The sequence below is a fragment of the Pseudoalteromonas sp. '520P1 No. 423' genome (assembly GCF_001269985.1).
Lineage (GTDB): Bacteria > Pseudomonadota > Gammaproteobacteria > Enterobacterales > Alteromonadaceae > Pseudoalteromonas.
This window is the reverse complement of the sequence record NZ_BBZB01000001.1, coordinates 3,521,143-3,539,989: the sequence shown is the minus strand read 5'-3', so window position 1 is coordinate 3,539,989 and position 18,847 is coordinate 3,521,143. Positions and strand designations below refer to the sequence as shown.

Sequence of the window (18,847 nt, the reverse complement as noted above, 5' to 3'; positions counted from 1 at the left end):
TATGGCACAAATGCCAATTGGATGGGGAGTCCATATCATTCGTTAAGCGGCTTAACAGCAGCTCAAAAAGACTTAGATACAACAGCAAATAATATTGCCAACGTAAATACTTATGGTTTTAAAGAATCAAGAGCTGAATTTGCAGATGTATTTTCTACTTCTTTATTCTCTAATTCTAAAACACAAAATGGTGGTGGTGTTTTAACACAAGATGTTGCTCAGCAATTCCATCAAGGTAGTTTATTATTCACATCTAACTCGTTAGATATGGCTGTAAGTGGTAATGGTTTTTTTGTGACAACAGACGGTCCATTGAGTCGAGATTTCACTTATACCCGTGCAGGTGCATTTAAGCTTGATGATGAAAACCGTATTGTGACTTCAAACGGTGATTTTTTACAAGGATTACCTGTTAATGATGACGGTTCTGTAAAATCTGTCAGTTTAAGTACAACAGCACCGATTCAAATACCTGATAGTGCAGGTGCACCGGCTGCAACTTCACAAGTAGATTTAAGTTTTAATCTAGATTCAAATGCAACAAACTTAGATCCGTCTCTATTTGATCCAAATGATACTAATACATTTACTTCTTCAACCTCTACTGTTGTCTATGACTCTTTAGGTAATAGCAGAATTTCATCTGTTTATTATGTAAAAACGACTAATCCAGCAGCTTTAGGTGCAGGTGCGGGGGCTGCTCCAGGTACCCCTGGTGTTATCCCTGCTTCTACCAGTACTAATAATAATACATTTGTCATGTTCAGTACATTAACAGATGATGCCGGAAATGTAACACCTGTTGATTTACGTCAAGATCCTAACGTTGCAAACCCGGGAGCTTTAGAATATCAAGCTACAACAGGTCAAAGGGGTATGCTATTACAGTTTGATACATCAGGTGCCGTTATTCCTGGTACTTTTCCAACGCCAAGAACTGAGCCTTTAGGTGCTGTTGGTAATATTGCAACTCCTCCAGCAGTTCCTCATGATGGTGCTGGTGCGATTACTAATGGCGCGAACCCAGATCAAACTTTTAACTTTGTAATGACTAATTTGACTCAGTTTTCAACACCGTTTGAAGTATCTGCATTAAGTCAAGATGGTCAGACTGTGGGTCGATTAACTGGGATCTCAATTGGTACCGATGGTTTAATTGAAGCAAAATATTCAAATGGTGACTCTCAAGCCATTAGTAAAGTAGCACTTGTTCGTTTTCCAAATGATCAAGGTTTGACTCAAATAGGTAATACAAGCTGGACGTCAAGTCAAACTTCAGGTGATCCGCTTGCAGGCGAGCCAGACTCAGGTACTTTTGGTTCAATACGATCGGGCACACTTGAGCAATCAAACGTAAACTTAACCGGTGAATTAGTTGATTTGATCACTGCACAGAGAAACTTCCAAGCTAACTCTAGAGCACTTGAAGTAAATAACTCAATATCTCAAACAATCCTGCAAATCAGATAATAAAGTTGCTTTGAGCCTTTATTATGACACTTCAGTGGCATAGTTTTAAATTAATTATCAATAATTATTATTGGTAGTTAATTTAAAACTTTTAAATTCATAATTAATATTCCTCTCAAACCTCTATTTTCAATTAATATATTTTTAAAACTACTACTTTGTGTAATTAACAAAAAATAATTTTTATTCTTTGGCATTAAAATTGCTAGATATACTGTAAGTATCATTTTTTTGGCGTTTTACAATGGATAAATTGTTATATGTTTCGATGAGTGGCGCAAAACAAAACCTCATAGGAACGGCTGTAAGTGCCAATAATTTGGCTAACGCTAAAACAACCGGCTTTAAATCAGACTTCGAACAAGCGCGTTCTATGCAAGCTTTTGGTGAAGGTATGCCATCTAGAGTTTTTGCCATGACAGAAAGGCCCGGTTCAAATATGAGTTTAGGGCCTATCGCTACAACTGGACGTAATCTAGATATTGCAGTGTCTGGTGGTGGTTGGTTAAGCATTCAAGATAAAGAGGGTAAAGAAGTTTATACCCGAGAAGGTAACTTACATGTTTCAGCTACAGGAGAGTTATTAACTGCTAGAGGAAGCACCGTAATAGGTTCTGGTGGCCCCATTATATTACCTGTTCCAGTCGAAAAAATAGAAATTAGTAGTGACGGTACAATACAGGTTAGGCCTCAAGGTGCGCCTGCTAACTTTATGGAAGAGGTAGACCAATTAAAAATTATTAAACCAGAAAATAATAATCAATTAGAAAAAGGTTTAGATGGATTGTTCCGACCAAAAGATGCAAAAACCGCGGGGGAGTTATGTGGCTTTTGTGAATTAGATCCTAGTGTGAGTGTACTCAGTGGTGCGCTAGAAATGTCTAATGTAAACCCTGTAGAAGAAATGGTGGGCATGATCTCACATCAACGTCAGTTTGAGTTACAGGTCAAAATGATGAAAACAGCAGAGAAGATGGATGAAAGTCAATCTTCTTTACTTAGAATAGTTTAGGTAGGAGAGAAATAATGAACCCAGCATTGTGGATTAGTAAAACAGGGCTTGATGCTCAACAGACAGATATATCTGTTATTTCAAATAACTTAGCGAATGCTAGCACGGTTGGTTATAAAAAGAGCCGTGCAGTATTTGAAGATTTGTTATATCAAAATATCAATCAACCAGGTGGTCGTTCTTCTCAAGATACTGAATTGCCTTCAGGTTTAATGTTAGGTGCGGGTACTAAAGTTGTAGCAACTCAAAAAAACTTTTCACAAGGTAATTTATTAACTACAGATAACTCAATGGACTGGATGATTCAAGGGCAAGGTTTCTTTGAAGTATTAATGCCAGATGGTAGCCAAGCTTACACACGAGCGGGCCAGTTTACGACAGATGGTGATGGAAGAGTAGTGACCTCAGGTGCGGGCTTTCCTGTGCAACCTGAAATGAATGTACCTGACGATGCGCAATCACTTACCGTTTCTCAAGATGGTGAAGTCTCTGTGCATATTAGAGGTCAGGCTGAAAATGTGGTGATAGGCCAGTTAACCATTTCTGATTTTATTAACCCAGCAGGACTTGAGCCGACAGGTCAAAATTTATTTACTGAGACAGCAGTAAGCGGTGCCCCAGTACAAGGTAATCCAGGTGTACAAGGTTTAGGTATTATAGTCCAAGGTGCATTAGAGACATCTAATGTAAATACGACTGAAGAACTTGTTAATTTAATAGAAACACAAAGGGTTTATGAAATGAACTCTAAAGTCATTTCTGCGGTAGATGAAATGATGAGCTTTATTAACCAGCAACTATAAGCATTTTAGGAGATAGGGTTATGTCTAGATTAACGCGTGTTTTTAAACCTACAGTTAGTTTTGTTGTTTGTGTTTTACTTGCCGGCTGTGTATCGACTGCAAATCGACAAGTTGTTTCCAATGACCCTTATTATACTCCCATCGCTCCTGCTGCTGAGGCGAAAAATATAGTTCCAACAGGGTCATTATTTAATTCATACAGTAGTAATGATATGTACTCAGATAAAAAAGCGGTCAGAGTGGGTGATATCATTACTGTGATGCTTAAAGAGTCAACTCAAGCCTCGAAGAGCGCAAAAACGGAAACAGATAAAGAATCCGAATACAACTTAGACCCTATTGTTGGCTTGGGTGGAAAAAATGTAAATATCGGCGGCCAAAGTATCCAGTTAGGTATGAAGTCAGGTGGTTCTTTTACTGGAGAGGGTAAATCTAATCAATCAAATAGTTTAAGCGGTAATATAACTGTGAACGTAATGCGGGTATTAGCAAATGGTAATTTAATGATCCGTGGTGAAAAATGGCTAACATTAAATACTGGAGAAGAGTTTATTAGAGTTGAAGGTATTGTAAGATCTATTGATGTCAGTGCTGAAAATACAGTTGAATCAAACAGAATCGCAAATGCACGTATTCAATATTCAGGTAAAGGTGATTTGCAAGAAACACAAAGTGCAGGCTGGTTATCAGGTTTTTTTATGAGCGTATTATCTCCTTTTTAGGAGAGGCAATTTATGAATATTACACATTTTTTAAAGCTACTTTTATTTTTATCCTTATTTACTTTTTCCATGCAAGCTCTTGCAGAGCGCATTAAAGATGTTGCTATGGTAGAAGGTATACGTTCTAACCAATTATTAGGTTACGGTTTAGTGGTAGGTTTACCTGGCACGGGTGAAAAAACGCTTTATACTGAGCAAACATTTAAAGCGATGTTAAAAAGTTTTGGCATTACCTTGCCTGAAAGTGCAAGGCCTAAAATTAAAAATGTAGCGGTTGTTGCCGTGCATGCTGATTTACCTGCTTTTGCAAAGCCAGGACAACTAATTGATTTAACGGCTTCTTCAATAGGAAGTGCTGGAAGTTTACGGGGTGGCACATTATTACAAACTTTTTTAAAGGGTGTTGATGGTAATGTTTATGCAATCGCTCAAGGTAGTTTAATTGTAAGTGGATTAGGTGCTGAAGGGTTAGATGGCAGTAGTGTCTTAATCAATACCCCTACAGTAGGGCGAATTCCAAACGGTGCTACAGTAGAGCGTTCAGTTCCTAGTCCATTTGGAAAAGGCGATTACATTACTTTTAATTTGAATAATCCTGATTTTACATCAGCAAAGCGCCTAGCTGATTCAATTAATGACTTAGTCGGACCTAATACGGCTCGCCCTATGGATGCAACTTCAATTAGAGTGACTGCTCCTCGAGATGTTTCGCAGCGTGTTGCCTATTTAGCAACTTTAGAGAACCTTGAATTTAAGCCCGCAGATACAGGCGCTAAAATTATTGTTAACTCAAGAACAGGCACAATTGTAATCGGTAAAGATGTAAAATTGCAACCAGCCGCAATTACTCATGGCGGTTTGACAGTCACTATAGCTGAGCAACAGGAAGTTGATCAACCAGACCCTTTTTCTGAAGGCCAAACCGTTGTTACAACACAAAGCATAGTTGATGTTTCTCGTGATGATACTCGCGCTTTTGTTTTTGACCCTGGTGTCAGTTTAGATGATTTAGTCAGAGCGATTAATGAAGTCGGTGCAGCACCAGGCGATTTAATGGCAATACTCGAAGCGCTCAAAGAAGCTGGCGCATTAAGTGGGCAGTTAATCGTAATATAAATTAGCGATATATATTTGAAAATTACCAAGCGCCTCGTTAGGGGGCTTTGTAATTATATGATGTTGTTTCCCCTTTCATTTCTTACTCTCATTTACCCTTCTAAATTAATACTTTTTAGCGTATTTGTTAAGGTAGCTAAAGCTTAAATAATAAAATTAATATTCTGGCTTAATAGTTGCATTTTCCTTAATATTAATCAGTTCAGTGTCAATAAATTGTTATGAATGAAGTCAACCAACAAATGCCAAGCAACTACTTTGATCTTAATAGTCTGAATGACTTAAGACATGATGCTACCAGTAGTAATGGTAATGATAGAGAGGCTTTAAAAAAAGCGGCTCAGCATTTTGAAGGTATATTCATGAATATGTTGATGCAAAGTATGCGTAAAGCAAATGAAGCTTTTGAATCAGATAGTCCTATGAATAGCAGTTCTACAAAATTTTATGAAGGCATGTTTGATCAGCAATTAACATCAGATCTTTCTCAAAATGGCTCATTAGGTTTAGCTGATTTAATTGTTCAACAATTAAGTCCTGATTACCAAACTTATAAGCCGGCTTCTGTTTTACGAAGTGATGCCAGTTTAAATAATGATCCATCTAAAACAGAACAAGTAAATAACTTCGTTTTACAAAACGTAAAAACACACAATTTACCAGAAAAAGAAAGCACGCCTCAATGGATAACTGAGCGATTTAAACAACAGCAAGCTGAGTTTCTAGCAAGTAAATCGCAAGAAAAAGCACAAATTGAGAATGTGCAAACAGCTAAGTTTGAAACGCCTACTGATTTTATTAATACAATGTGGCAATTTGCCAAAAAGGCAGCGGAAAAAATTAACCTAGATCCTGCCGTCATGGTTGCACAAGCTGCACTTGAAACAGGTTGGGGCAAACATATTATTAACCAGCCAAATGGTACCTCAAGTAATAATCTATTTAACATTAAAGCAGATAAAAGCTGGCAGGGTGACAGTGTCAAAAAATCAACTTTAGAGTTTGAAGATGGAGTGGCGGTCAAGAAAAATGCAGCTTTCAGAGCATATCAAACCATTGAAGACAGTTTTAATGACTTTACTGATTTTTTGAGAACGGGCCAACGTTACCAAGAATCACTTTCTAAATCTTCAAACCGGGAACAGTTTTTGCATTCGCTACAGAAAGCTGGTTACGCCACAGATCCTAATTATGCTGAAAAGATTATAGGGATATTAAAAAGCGATCGATTTAGTCAAGGTCTAAAGCAAGTGGTAGGTAACTAATATCAAATAATTTTGGAGTTGTAGGTTATGGGTTTTGGTATTTTAGGAACAGGGGTATCTGGATTAGCAGCAGCACAAAAAGGCTTAGATACTACTGGGCATAATATTGCAAATGCGAATACCAAAGGTTTTAACAGGCAGACTGTTGAGCAAACATCAACGGTTGGTATTCCGTTCGGTGGTGTTTTTTTAGGAAATGGCACACAAATCTCTTCAATTTCACGCGCATTTAATGAATTCTCATTTTCTGAAGTGATCTACAATAAAAGTCAATATAACTTTAATAATGCGATGACTGTAAATGCATCTCGTTTAGATAATTTTTTAGCTGATACAAACACTGGCATCACTAAAAATATTGAAGATATGTTTGATGCCGTAAATGGGGTAACGGAAGAACCCACAATGGTTTCTGCGCGAAATGTATTTTTAAGTTCAGCTGAATCTACAGCAAAACGCTTTAATAATATGTTTACAGAAGTTGAGCAGCAGCACCTTGGCAATATAAATCAAGAAATAGAAACAACTGTAGCTTCAATTAATGAAATTAGTACTAGAATTGCACAATTAAATGGTGAGATTGCAGTCGCATCTTCCGTTGCTGACAACGGTTTTCCGCCAAACGATTTATTAGATAAAAGAGATCAATTAGTTAGTCAGTTAAGTGAATATGTAGAAGTCGGCACTTTGGAACTACCTGATGGCACAATTAATTTAACCATAGGTTCAGGATTAACGTTAGTCACAGGAACATTCCCAATCTCTCTTTCTGTCGAAAGAAATGAATTTGATACTAATACATTAGAAATAGGCATTTCTCCAACGCCAGGAGCACCAAGTAAAGTCATAGTAACAGAGCAACTACAGGGTGGTTCTTTGAGCGGTATTATAAAAACCAGAGATGATTTACTTTTACCTGCGATTAGGGATATGGGCAAAATGGCATTGGCATACGCAGATACATTCAATCGCCAACAGTCTTTGGGCCGAGATTTAAATGGCGATGAAGGGAGCAATTTATATAAAGATATTAATGATCCACAACTGGCTTTATCGCGGACATTAAACTCAAGAAATAATCCAGCGGTCACAGATTTTTCGGTGAATATTAACAATACAGCTTTATTGACAAACCAAGATTATTCTATGGTGGTTGATCCTGGTGGTAACTTAGTTGTCACAGATAAAGATAATAATACTTTAGTGACTTTTACAGCGGTTGATATTACAGCCATGTCACCGCCAACAAATACAAGATTGCAAATTCCGGGCACTGGTATTGACATTAATATTGCTAATAATAATTTAGTTGTAGGCGATAAGTTTTCAATTAGACCCACTTATACCGGCGCTAGGGATATTAATTTAGAAATCGAAGACCCTAATCTTGTTGCCGCAGCTGATAATTATCTGCAAACGACTGCAGTCACTAATCCAAATAATATTGCATTAAATCTCTATGAAATTGCTAATACAGCTGATACAAATTTTCCAAATGCAGTGAACTTTCCACCGCCATTGGATCCCCAAATTACAATAGTCGTCAATGGCGCTGGCACGCAATATAGTATACAAGATTCAGCAGGCACACCGTTAGTTGCACCCGCTGGCGGACCCTTTAACATAACAGCAGATCAAATCATAACGGTCCCGGGCATGCGAGTTGAACTCAAAGGAAATTTAGCCGGTAACGAAGTGTTCACTATTACCAACCAAGATAGTGCGCCACCATTTGATAATAAGCAATTTGGCCAAGGTGATAATACCAATGCACTAACCATGTTGGATTATCAAACCAAAAAAACTTTAGATGGCGGTACTAATACTTTCTCTGAATCTTATGCCGAACTTGTTACTTTTGTCGGTGTGATTACCCAAAGCGGCAAAATAAGTGCTGATTCTTTTCAAGCTCTACTTAAAGGCGCTGAAGAGAGAATGTCTGCCGTGTCGGGCGTTAATTTAGATGAGGAGGCGGCAAATTTGATCCGCTATCAGCAAGCATATTCAGCTTCCGCTAGAATTATTTCTGTTGCTAATGAAATATTTGATACTTTGATACAATCAGTAAGGTAGGAAAAAATTATGCGAATAGGAACACAAAATTTTTATGACCGCAGTTTATTTTCGCTACAAACACGGCAAACAGAATTGGATCGTGCACAAGAAGAAGTATCTTCAGGTAAAAAAGTAATTGTGCCATCAGATGATCCGGTTGCTGCTAATTCAATCATTAAATTAAAAAAAGAACTCGATGTCTCTGCTAGATTTATAAAATCCCAAGATGCAGCTCTAAGGTTTAACAATGAAGGCGAAGCACATTTAAAGAGTATGACGAATGTTTTATACAGAACTCAAGAATTAATGATTCAATCACTCAATGGTACACTAGATTCGGAAGGGTTAAAGGCCATAGGGTTAGAGCTTCAAGCAAATTATGATGAAATGTTGGCATTAACTAACTCTAAAAATGCTAATGGCGATTATTTTTATTCCGGTTTTAAAACAGAGCAAACCCCCTTTGAAGAAGATTCGTTTGGTTATGCCCAGTATCAAGGTGATGATGGTCAAAGAGAAGTATTGGTCGCGGCTTCTTTTTTATTGCCCGTCAATGATGCTGGTAGCAGCTTTATTTCAAACGTTCCCTCTAATTATGGCGGTTTTAGTGCGCCTGCTGCGGTTAGTGGTGCACAAATATCAACAGGTTTGGTGACAGATCCGTCTGAGTTTACACAGCCCACCGCACCAGCGAGTACTTTTCAAATTCAATTTAATGCAACGGTACCATTAAGCTGGCAAGCAACAGATGTGGCAACAGGTACATTAATTGCCGGTCCAAATGAATATCAAGCAGGTGATGAACTGACTGTTCAGGGGATTACAGTTAAAACAGATGTCAATAGTCCACCTGTAGCAGGCGATTTGTTCGATTTAAAGCAAGATTCTGCTTCAGATCCGCAAACAAATATCTTATGGGTTATTCAGCAAGCTATAGATGCAACACAGTTTGTAGGTAATACCTATACTGCGCAAAGTCAAGCAGGATCTAATATTACGGCTACAGGCGGTGAAGTATTAAATAGCGAGCAGCACACCCCTGCTGACTTTCAAGTCAGTTTTCCAGCTCCAGGGCAAATACAGGTCGATGAAGTCGATCGCTCAACCATACCTGTGACGGTTATTGCAAACACAATACCTGCACAAGCTTATAATGCAGCGGGAACAACAATTGCCTTTAATGGAACCGAAATGCAGTTTTCTGGTGCTCAAACAGTTGGTGAAATTGTTAGAATAGATCGTCCTGAAAATACTCGTCGTGCAGATTTAATTGGCAGTTTACAATTAGAGCTAAAAGATAGTTTTATTAATATTGATAACATTAGGTCTCAAATAGGTGCTCGTTTAAATACAATATCAAATGAAGCAAATGCGGTAGAGTCATACAAACTTGTTTTATCTAAAAATTTGTCATCATTAGAAGATGTTGATTTATATGAAGCAATGACTAATTTACAAACGGCTTTAACTGGTTTACAAGCGAGTCAGCAAAGTTTTGCTAAAATACAAAATCTCAGTTTATTTAATTATTTATAATTAAACTGGACAATGTTTTACAGCAAGATCTATAAACAGATAAAGCCTCTTTAAAAAGAGGCTTTATCTGTTTATAGATCTTGTGCCAGTGAGCCATTTGATTGACGGCCAATGACGGCAAAATTTTTCCGTATGTTTTATTAATCAGTTAAATAATAGGTATTACCTTGCTCCAGAGCCCTTTATATATAGATTAAAAATAAAACTATTCATTATTTTTAAATTAGGCATACATATTGCTTTATATTAAACAACACCAAATAGAAGGTAATTAACTATGGCTTTAAGTGTAAATACTAACGTTGCATCGTTGAACGGGCAACGAAATTTATCAAAATCAGGAATGGCGCTAGAAACATCAATGCAACGTCTGTCGTCAGGGCTACGAATCAACAGTGCAAAAGACGATGCTGCTGGTATGCAAATAGCAAACCGTTTAACTTCTCAGATAAATGGGTTATCAGTTGCTCAACGAAATGCCAATGATGGTATTTCTATGGCGCAAACTGCTGAAGGTGCGATGCAAGAGTCTTCGAGTATTTTACAACGCATGCGAGACCTGTCATTGCAAGCAGCAAATGGTTCTAATTCAGCCACAGACAGAGGAGCGTTACAAAAAGAAGTGTCTGCTTTGCAAACAGAATTAACACGCATCGCCGAAACAACCTCATTTGGTGATCAGCAGTTGCTCGATGGCAGTTTTGGTACTAAATCTTTTCAAGTTGGTGCCAATGCCAATGAAACGATTACGGTTAGCTTAGGTGATTTTAAAGCGTCAAGTATCGGCAGTAACAGAATGGATTTGGCAAGTACCACGATTGCTGGTTTAGGTCAAGGTGGTAGTACAGGTGCAGCTAACACAGCTGGTGGTAATAATGTAGCAGCAAGCACTTATAGTATTGTTGGCAGAGACGGTACGACACAAACAGTGACGACACTTGCTGATGAAGAGGCCAGTTCAATAGCCGATAAAATTAATGCCTTGTCTACTAAAACAGGCGTCAATGCAGATGCCCGTACACAAGTTGAATTGAGTGCTTTAGGTAGCACGGCGAATGTGACATTTCAACTTAATGGCACTGCAATTTCAAGTGCTTCAGACTTTTCGTTGATGGCAAAAGCGATTAATGAAAAATCAGGACAAACTGGAGTGTCAGCTGCCACTAATGATGCGGGTAATTTAATCTTAACTGATGAATCAGGCAAAGACATTGATATTCTCGATTTTAAAGAGGATGGTGGTACTGGCACGGTTGTCGCTAAAGGTATGTCATATGATGGCACTGCCGGTGCAGCTGCGACATTAGGTGGCGCGACAGGTACCGATTCTGAATCATTTGCAGGTTCCATTAGGCTGGATTCTACAGACAGTTATTCAGTTACCGCAGGCGATGCGTCACTTGCTGCGGCAACGACGGCAACAGCATCTACATTAGAGCCGGTGGGCAATGTCGATTTAGCGACTCAATCAGGCGCCCAAGATGCCTTGGCTGTTATTGATGGCGCATTGGCTACTATTGATGCGCAACGCGCTGATTTAGGTGCGGTTCAAAATCGTTTTAGTCACACTATTAGCAATTTGGCTAATATAGAGGAAAATGTATCTGCATCACGTAGTCGAATTCAAGACACTGATTTTGCATCAGAAACAGCTGTGATGACAAAAAATCAAATATTACAGCAAGCAGGTACATCTATCTTATCTCAAGCGAATCAAATACCACAAGCGGCTATCAGTTTATTAGGTGGTTAACATTCGCATTTGGTCGTGGTTATAAGTAATATTAAAAAGGCCAGTATATAAGATTGGCCTTTTTTACGATTAATGGTAAATTTTGGGTTGAATGATGAGTATAAAAAATAATTTAGCAAAAGCTGAAATTTATTACCAAGAAGGTGAGTTTGAACAGGCCATATATATTTGTCAAAAAATACTAGAAAAGAAATCAAAGTTGTTTAATGCATTACAAATTAAAGCTGCTTGTTATCAAGGTCTTGGAGAGTTAACCGAGGCGCTTTCGATTTTTCATCAATTGATTGCTATCAATGACAAACACGCTTCAACTTATAATAACATTGGCAATATATATTTACAGCAAAATAAAGTTACTGAAGCCAAGAAGTTTTACCAAAAAGCTCAAAATGTTGCTCCTCAAATGGCTGAAGCAAGTAATAACCTAGGCATATGTAATCAAAAATTAGGTGATTTTTCACTTGCCCAGAGCAATTATAAAAAGGCGATCACACTCGACGGTAAAATAGCTGATTATCATTACAATTTAGGTGTCTTGTATGCGGATTTGGGCTATTTTGATAGTGCTATTAATACATTTTTAAAAACATTAGAGTTAAATAAAAATAAATCTTCAGTTTATTGGCACGTTGTTAAGTGTTACATGTACCAACATCGCTATCAAGATGCACTGGAAGTCATCGATATGGGGCTACTCAGTAAAACACTGTCGGATGATGAACTTTGTGAATTATTAGTTGCTAAAGCGATGCTATTTTGGCTTTTTTATAGTCCAGATGAAGTTGAACATGCATTACAACTAAGTCGCTCTATATACAGTTATGAAAACGATTCTCATAATATGAATAATATGATTATTTTTCATCGCTACATTAGTACTTTATTACAAAGAAGAAAGGAAAAACAATTTTTATATCAACAAAATGTTTTGTCACAGCAAGAAACATTATCGATTAAACCTATATACTTTATCTCTGAAAGCCATGGCTTCTCTCCCAATGACACCCTGATCACTTATCAAAAACAACGGTATGTTGTTCGTTCACTTTTTATTTTTGGCGCTAAAATAATCCATTTTATAAAAAAACAAGATAACCGTTATAAAGCCAGTTTAAATGCAATATTGTCTGATATACCAAAGGGCAGTAAGCTCGTTATGGGGTTTGGTGAAATAGACTGCCGGATAAATGAAGGGATTTTTGTTCACTGTGCAAAAAGGGAATTAGATTTTCATGATGTCATTGATGATATGCTGATGCGTTATGTATCTATGTTACAACAACAAGCAGATAATCTCGATATCGAGTTTCTAATATATGGTGTGCCTGCCCCGCATCCTTTTTATGTAAAGCAGCTTAAAGGTGATGATAAAACCCAGTTTAAGCAATTAATTGCTTATTTTAATCAGTGTTTAGCATCTTTGTGTGATCAGTTTGGCTTTACTTATTTGGATGTTTATCAACTAACCCAATTAAATAAGGAAAGTAATCTAGTGTATCACACAGATGAAATTCATTTAAAGGCGGAAACTGTTTCTGAACTTTTTGAACAACTGAGCCATTAGTAATACATATGGTTACTGTGTAATTCTTTGATAACTGATAGCATTAGGATTACACACTTTATAGATGATTTTTTTGCTGCTTTATTGAGCTCAATGTATTTAACTGGATTATTTGCGGTGATAATAACAGATAACCACTATAACTAAAATTAACACAATTTTTGCTGGGCGTGATTGTAGCGCTGGTACTAGCTTTGGATGAGCGTTAAACAAATTTACAGTATGTTTTAAATCAATACAGCCGTTTGTTAAGCTAAATCACAATCGAGCCAAGTTGTGTTATATTCTTGTCAAATTGTGCCAATATCAATGATGAACGCTGTTTATTTCTCAGCTTACCCAGCCCAATACAACAAATATGTGATTTTGTTTCACGCCTTAAATGGTTGTAATAAACCATATGATTTAGTTTTATTATAAAAACAAGTAACTTTTTCGCTTATTTTTCAATTCAAGTGAGTCGCTATGTGGCAATTTAATTGGCTATAAGTCTCTGGCAAACAAAAGATTTACCTGCGCACACAGCCATTGTTAAAGTGAATTGTTTTACGTTGCGATAAATATGACGCTAGGCACCGTAATGTTGATGAATTGAAATGACTTAGAATCTGTTCAATCGTATTTCATGGGACGTTAAACAGTGAAAATTTATCTGGCGGTGATTTTTTGATAAAAACATTAAAGTTTATTTTGACCCTGCCGTTAACATTTACACAACGGAGCTTAAGGATGAAATATAAGAGTTCCAAATTTAAAATTTATTTATGAATGACACTTTGTAAGCAGGAGTTATAATATGGCTATCTCAGTAAGTACTAATGTTTCATCACTAAACGCACAAAGAAATTTATCTAAGTCGGGTTCTGATTTAGCAACTTCAATGCAGCGTTTATCTTCAGGTATGCGCATCAATAGTGCCAAAGATGATGCGGCTGGCATGCAAATTTCAAGCAGATTAACATCTCAAATAAATGGACTAGGTGTTGCTCAGCGTAACGCCAACGATGGTATTTCTATGGCGCAAACTGCAGAAGGCGCGATGCAAGAGTCTTCGAGTATTTTACAACGCATGCGAGACTTGTCACTGCAATCTGCAAATGGCTCAAACTCGTCAGCAGATAGAGAAGCGTTACAAAAAGAAGTGTCTGCTTTGCAAACAGAATTAACACGTATTGCAGATACCACTTCTTTTGGTGGCCAGCAACTGCTTGATGGCACGTTTGGTTCAAAAGACTTTCAGATTGGCTCAAATGCCAATGAAACAATTTCAGTGAGTTTAAGCAGTATTAAAGCATCAGATATCGGCAGTAACAGAATGGATTTGGCAAGTACCACGATTGCTGGTTTAGGTCAAGGTGGTAGTACAGGTGCAGCTAACACAGCTGGTGGTAATAATGTAGCAGCAAGCACTTATAGTATTGTTGGCAGGGACGGTACGACACAAACGGTGACGACACTTGCTGATGAAGAGGCCAGTTCAATAGCCGATAAAATTAATGCTTTGTCTACTAAAACAGGCGTCAATGCAGATGCCCGTACACAAGTTGAATTGAGTGCTTTAGGTAGTACGGCGAATGTGACATTTCAACTTAATGGCACCGCAATTTCAAGTGCTTCAGACTTTTCGTTGATGGCAAAAGCGATTAATGACAAATCAGGACAAACTGGGGTGTCAGCTGCCACTAATGATGCGGGTAATTTAATCTTAACTGATGAATCAGGCAAAGACATTGATATTCTCGATTTTAAAGAGGATGGTGGTACTGGCACGGTTGTCGCTAAAGGTATGTCATATGATGGCACTGCCGGTGCAGCTGCGACATTAGGTGGCGCGACAGGTACCGATTCTGAATCATTTGCAGGTTCCATTAGGCTGGATTCTACAGACAGTTATTCAGTTACCGCAGCCGATGCGTCACTTGCTGCGGCAACGACGGCAACAGCATCGACATTAGAAGCGGTAGGTAATGTCGATTTAGGCACTCAATCAGGCGCCCAAGATGCCTTGGCTGTTATTGATGGCGCACTGGCGAGCATTGATGCGCAACGCGCTGATTTAGGTGCGGTTCAAAATCGTTTTAGTCACACAATTAGCAATTTGGCTAATATAGAGGAAAATGTATCTGCATCACGTAGTCGAATTCAAGATACTGATTTTGCATCTGAAACAGCTATGATGACAAAAAATCAAATATTGCAACAGGCTGGTACTTCAATTCTTGCGCAATCAAATCAGTTACCGCAGGCAGCACTTAGCTTGTTAGGCTAATATATTGGTAAATGATTTAATAAAGGAAGGAGCCTAAGCCCTTCCTTTTTGCATTTTATTTAATTGTGTATAATTGGTAAAAAATGAACAAAGATAGTCGTATATTCACTAAGTTGGAGTAATACACATGGACTCTTTCAATGTTGACATAAATAGTAATTTAAATTTTTCAACTAAAGCAAAAAATGAGCAGCATAATAATAGTGATACCGTTGGGTTGAGTAAAGAAGTACAAAATACCAAACTGGCTTTAACTGACATTGATACTTCAACTAAAGAAACCAATGAATCTACTATTATAAAAGAACAGCCAACAGAGTTAGTTAATCTTGATGAGTTGGCGCAAAAATTGCAGGATTTTGCGGACGAAACAAATACAAGCTTAGAGTTTTTAGTCGATCAAGACTCTGGCCGAAATGTGATAAAAGTAATAGATAAAACAAGTGGTGATATAGTGAAACAGTACCCAACTGAAGAAGTATTGAGTATTGTTGCTAAGTTATCTGAAGCACCTGGTGCATTTATAAATTTTGAAGTTTAGTAGATAATGGTGTTGATATGTCTCTTTCATTTACAGGTATAGGTTCTGGATTAGAAGTTAACAAAATAGTGACTGCAATTGTTAATGCTGAAAAAGTACCTTATCAAGCACGTGTTACCAGTCAGCAAGGCGATTTTACCGCAGACATCTCAGCTGTTGGTTCTTTAAAAGCCTCTCTTGAAGAAATGACCTCCTCACTATCAGGTTTATCTGATAAAGATAAATATCAACAACGAAGTATTTCAGGTAACGATGACTTTGTATCACTGAGCTCAAATAAAGACGCTGAAGTGGGCAGTTATTCTGTAAAAGTAGATCAATTAGCAATGAGTCATAAATTAATGTCTGCAGCAATAGGTAGTACTGATACTGTTGGCAAAGGCACAATGGCTTTTAAATCAGGCTCCAATGACTTCACTATTGACGTATCTGATACCGCCACTTTAAGTGAATTGAGAGATCAAATTAATAAAAGCAATGATAATACATCAGTTATTGCGACTATTATTACAGATAGTGATGGTCAACATCTGGTTTTAAGTAGTAAAACAACAGGTGTCGGTAACATGGTAGAAGTGACAGTTACAGATGATGATGGCAATAATACAGATGTACAGGGCTTATCTCAATTAGCTTACAGTGGTCATAAATATACTTCAGATACAATACCTCAAGGTGTGAATTTAGGTGAAGGGACTATCGCTATTACCTCTAATACAAATTCATTTAATATTGCTGTTTCAGCTACTGCACCGCTTAATGAAATTCGAGATTTAATTAATAATAGCAATGATAACAACTCTGTAGTTGCAAGTGTTATTACAGAAAACAGTGGTGATGAACGCCTAGTGCTGACGAGTATCGATACTGGTATATCAGATAATATTACATTGTCGGTGACAGACTCTGATAGCAATAATACAGATGCGAGTGGTTTATCTCGCCTAGTCAATGGTGCACAAACAGCAGGCGCTATTACTAATGTAGCACAAATCAACAAAGCTCAAGATGCAAAAATTACCATTGATGGCACTGTTGTAGTTAAAAGTAATACCAATAATTTTAAAGATGTTATTGATGGCATAGATATCACAGCAAATAAAGTACATGACACTAGCGATGACATTAGTAATATTAAAGTTTCTGAAAATAATAATAATGTCGCTACAGGCCTCAATAGTTTCATAGAAAAATTTAATGCTTTTGTAGATTTGAGTAAGCAATTAGGCGCAGCAAGTGAAAATAATGCTGGCACTTTATCTGGTGACGCTATGCTGCGAAACTCTATGAATCAGATCCGTTCTATCTTTTCAACACAATTTGATACTGCAAACAACAGTACTTTAGCCTTAAGTCAATTAGGCATTCGAACAGAACGAAACGGCTATTTAAGTTTAGATAATGATACCTTAAATGAGATGATTGAACAGGATCCTGATGCAGTTCAAAATTTTTTAATTGGTAGTGATAGCGACTCTGGCTTCGTAAATACATTAACGCAAAAGTTAGAGGTATATACAGGTAAAGGCGGTTTGATTGAAAAAAGAATAGAAGGAAAAGAAAGTCAAATTGCTCGCTTGCAAGAAGATGTTGATAAATTCAATCAAAAAATGGCGTCATTAGAGTCAAGGTTGTATGCGCAATACAACGCAATGGATTTACTGGTGGCCAATATGAATTCGACAGGGTCATACTTACAACAACAACTTGATAATATGCCTGGTGTTGTTAAAAACTCAAAATGATTTAGGTTCGTAAAAAATCTAAATGAAAATTTAAGGCCTGTTTATAGAGGCCTTTTTTGTTTGCCCAGCGAAGCTGGCAAACCCGATAGGCTTAAAGATGCCTTATTACCCTGACTAAGGGGAAGATAATCTGAATGGCAAGGGCGTCACTGGCTAGCGGAGAGGTCTGAAGGAAGCCATAGAAAGTTAGAGGTACACAACTAACCGTAACCTGTTTCAGCGGTATTGATGGATAAGCGTCCAAAATAGCGCAAAGTCCTATACTTAGTCAGACCAATACTGTGTTTGAGGGTGGCATTTCTAACTGGGAGCTAGTGCAGTAACTGGGGAAGCCCGTCATCTAAACTTAATTTTAGTAAGTGGCTTAAATTCAAGAGGAAACTCAAGCTTTATTGTCGATGTGAGGTGGCAGATGAACCTGGAGTAGTGAGTAAGTCTAGGCCGTTGAAAGCCAGAAATGGTGTAGAGGAGAAAACTAAGCCGACTATCAGCAATGTGTTTGATAGAGTCAATTTGAGTCAAAAGCTTTAATTGATTGCGAAGGGGGAAGTGAACACGGCTAGCGCATTTTAATCATAAGGTTCTGTGAGAGGGATGAGGAAAAAGCCTCACCCTACTCGATGTTTTAATTAATGCATTTTTAAAGGGCTGCCTATCTTAATTCATAGGCAGTAACATTGGTTGTACTCGTGTTTTATAACTTTAAATTGAACGATATTTAGCTATCGCTTTATTACTTTTCTTATTTTTTAATATCTTATTTGATAATTCTTTTTGCATTTTTTTAATTGCAATAGCATGAGTATCGATTAAAAATTTTAAATTTGATAATTCAATAGCGCTAAGTTTGATGGGGTCACTTTCACAGAGTGCGTGAATATGTTTATCAAGTAATGTATAAGTATCGGTTGCTAATTGCATTTCTGCTTTGGAAATAGCACCAGTAAACGTCATAACTAAATTATTCAGCTTACGATCTTTACATGAAAACTCCAT

Annotated in this window: 14 protein-coding genes; 13 read left to right on the top strand and 1 reads right to left on the bottom strand. The window is 37.4% G+C overall.

The window, feature by feature from the left end:
- Positions 1-21: 21 nt before the first annotated feature.
- The 13 genes from flgE to fliD all read left to right on the top strand — a co-directional run bounded on the left by flgE (position 22) and on the right by fliD (position 17,851).
- Complete coding sequence (gene flgE, locus PSA_RS16195; protein WP_059364998.1) at positions 22-1,470, top strand: flagellar hook protein FlgE; 1,449 nt, start codon at positions 22-24, stop codon at positions 1,468-1,470.
- A gap of 244 nt (positions 1,471-1,714) precedes the next feature.
- The gene (locus tag PSA_RS16190) at positions 1,715-2,482 is read left to right on the top strand and encodes a flagellar basal body rod protein FlgF (protein ID WP_042143030.1); all 768 of its coding nucleotides are present in this window, start codon (positions 1,715-1,717) and stop codon (positions 2,480-2,482) included.
- Between the two features lie 14 nt (positions 2,483-2,496).
- Positions 2,497-3,285, top strand: coding sequence for a flagellar basal-body rod protein FlgG (flgG, locus tag PSA_RS16185; RefSeq protein ID WP_042143029.1), 789 nt, complete (start codon positions 2,497-2,499; stop codon positions 3,283-3,285).
- A gap of 20 nt (positions 3,286-3,305) precedes the next feature.
- Complete coding sequence (flgH, locus tag PSA_RS16180; protein ID WP_042143027.1) at positions 3,306-4,007, top strand: flagellar basal body L-ring protein FlgH; 702 nt, start codon at positions 3,306-3,308, stop codon at positions 4,005-4,007.
- Positions 4,008-4,076: 69 nt separating this feature from the next.
- A complete protein-coding gene (locus PSA_RS16175) occupies positions 4,077-5,123 on the top strand; it encodes a flagellar basal body P-ring protein FlgI (protein ID WP_231665383.1) in 1,047 nt (348 codons plus the stop codon).
- Positions 5,124-5,344: 221 nt separating this feature from the next.
- A complete protein-coding gene (gene flgJ, locus PSA_RS16170) occupies positions 5,345-6,388 on the top strand; it encodes a flagellar assembly peptidoglycan hydrolase FlgJ (protein ID WP_042143023.1) in 1,044 nt (347 codons plus the stop codon).
- 27 nt (positions 6,389-6,415) lie between these two features.
- Positions 6,416-8,461, top strand: a complete 2,046-nt coding sequence (flgK, locus tag PSA_RS16165) for a flagellar hook-associated protein FlgK (RefSeq protein WP_042143019.1) — start codon at positions 6,416-6,418, stop codon at positions 8,459-8,461.
- Between the two features lie 9 nt (positions 8,462-8,470).
- Positions 8,471-9,979: a flagellar hook-associated protein FlgL gene (flgL, locus tag PSA_RS16160; protein WP_042143016.1), complete on the top strand. Its 1,509-nt coding sequence runs from the start codon at positions 8,471-8,473 to the stop codon at positions 9,977-9,979.
- Positions 9,980-10,256: 277 nt separating this feature from the next.
- Positions 10,257-11,732: a flagellin gene (locus PSA_RS16155; protein ID WP_059364956.1), complete on the top strand. Its 1,476-nt coding sequence runs from the start codon at positions 10,257-10,259 to the stop codon at positions 11,730-11,732.
- Between the two features lie 94 nt (positions 11,733-11,826).
- A complete protein-coding gene (locus tag PSA_RS16150; protein ID WP_042143004.1) occupies positions 11,827-13,296 on the top strand; it encodes a tetratricopeptide repeat protein in 1,470 nt (489 codons plus the stop codon).
- A 796-nt stretch (positions 13,297-14,092) separates the two neighbouring features.
- Entirely contained in the window at positions 14,093-15,565 is a 1,473-nt protein-coding gene (locus PSA_RS16145) for a flagellin (RefSeq protein ID WP_059364954.1), read from the top strand.
- 127 nt (positions 15,566-15,692) lie between these two features.
- The gene (locus tag PSA_RS16140; RefSeq protein ID WP_042142983.1) at positions 15,693-16,106 is read left to right on the top strand and encodes a flagellar protein FlaG; all 414 of its coding nucleotides are present in this window, start codon (positions 15,693-15,695) and stop codon (positions 16,104-16,106) included.
- A 17-nt stretch (positions 16,107-16,123) separates the two neighbouring features.
- The gene (gene fliD / locus PSA_RS16135; protein WP_052379821.1) at positions 16,124-17,851 is read left to right on the top strand and encodes a flagellar filament capping protein FliD; all 1,728 of its coding nucleotides are present in this window, start codon (positions 16,124-16,126) and stop codon (positions 17,849-17,851) included.
- A gap of 702 nt (positions 17,852-18,553) precedes the next feature.
- On the opposite strand, the gene PSA_RS16130 is transcribed toward fliD, so the two are convergent.
- The gene (locus PSA_RS16130) at positions 18,554-18,847 is read right to left on the bottom strand and encodes a hypothetical protein (RefSeq protein ID WP_042142980.1); all 294 of its coding nucleotides are present in this window, start codon (positions 18,845-18,847) and stop codon (positions 18,554-18,556) included.

What these genes read in the sequence shown, in the direction of transcription:
- fliD (WP_052379821.1), top strand. Translation starts at nt 16,124, where the DNA reads ATGTCTCTTTCATTTACAGGTATAGGTTCTGGATTAGAAGTTAACAAA.
- PSA_RS16175 (WP_231665383.1), top strand. Translation starts at nt 4,077, where the DNA reads ATGCAAGCTCTTGCAGAGCGCATTAAAGATGTTGCTATGGTAGAAGGT.
- flgH (WP_042143027.1), top strand. Translation starts at nt 3,306, where the DNA reads ATGTCTAGATTAACGCGTGTTTTTAAACCTACAGTTAGTTTTGTTGTT.
- flgJ (WP_042143023.1), top strand. Translation starts at nt 5,345, where the DNA reads ATGAATGAAGTCAACCAACAAATGCCAAGCAACTACTTTGATCTTAAT.
- PSA_RS16140 (WP_042142983.1), top strand. Translation starts at nt 15,693, where the DNA reads ATGGACTCTTTCAATGTTGACATAAATAGTAATTTAAATTTTTCAACT.
- flgL (WP_042143016.1), top strand. Translation starts at nt 8,471, where the DNA reads ATGCGAATAGGAACACAAAATTTTTATGACCGCAGTTTATTTTCGCTA.
- PSA_RS16145 (WP_059364954.1), top strand. Translation starts at nt 14,093, where the DNA reads ATGGCTATCTCAGTAAGTACTAATGTTTCATCACTAAACGCACAAAGA.
- PSA_RS16155 (WP_059364956.1), top strand. Translation starts at nt 10,257, where the DNA reads ATGGCTTTAAGTGTAAATACTAACGTTGCATCGTTGAACGGGCAACGA.
- flgG (WP_042143029.1), top strand. Translation starts at nt 2,497, where the DNA reads ATGAACCCAGCATTGTGGATTAGTAAAACAGGGCTTGATGCTCAACAG.
- PSA_RS16150 (WP_042143004.1), top strand. Translation starts at nt 11,827, where the DNA reads ATGAGTATAAAAAATAATTTAGCAAAAGCTGAAATTTATTACCAAGAA.
- flgE (WP_059364998.1), top strand. Translation starts at nt 22, where the DNA reads ATGGGGAGTCCATATCATTCGTTAAGCGGCTTAACAGCAGCTCAAAAA.
- PSA_RS16130 (WP_042142980.1), bottom strand. Translation starts at nt 18,847, where the DNA reads ATGGAGTTTTCATGTAAAGATCGTAAGCTGAATAATTTAGTTATGACG.
- PSA_RS16190 (WP_042143030.1), top strand. Translation starts at nt 1,715, where the DNA reads ATGGATAAATTGTTATATGTTTCGATGAGTGGCGCAAAACAAAACCTC.
- flgK (WP_042143019.1), top strand. Translation starts at nt 6,416, where the DNA reads ATGGGTTTTGGTATTTTAGGAACAGGGGTATCTGGATTAGCAGCAGCA.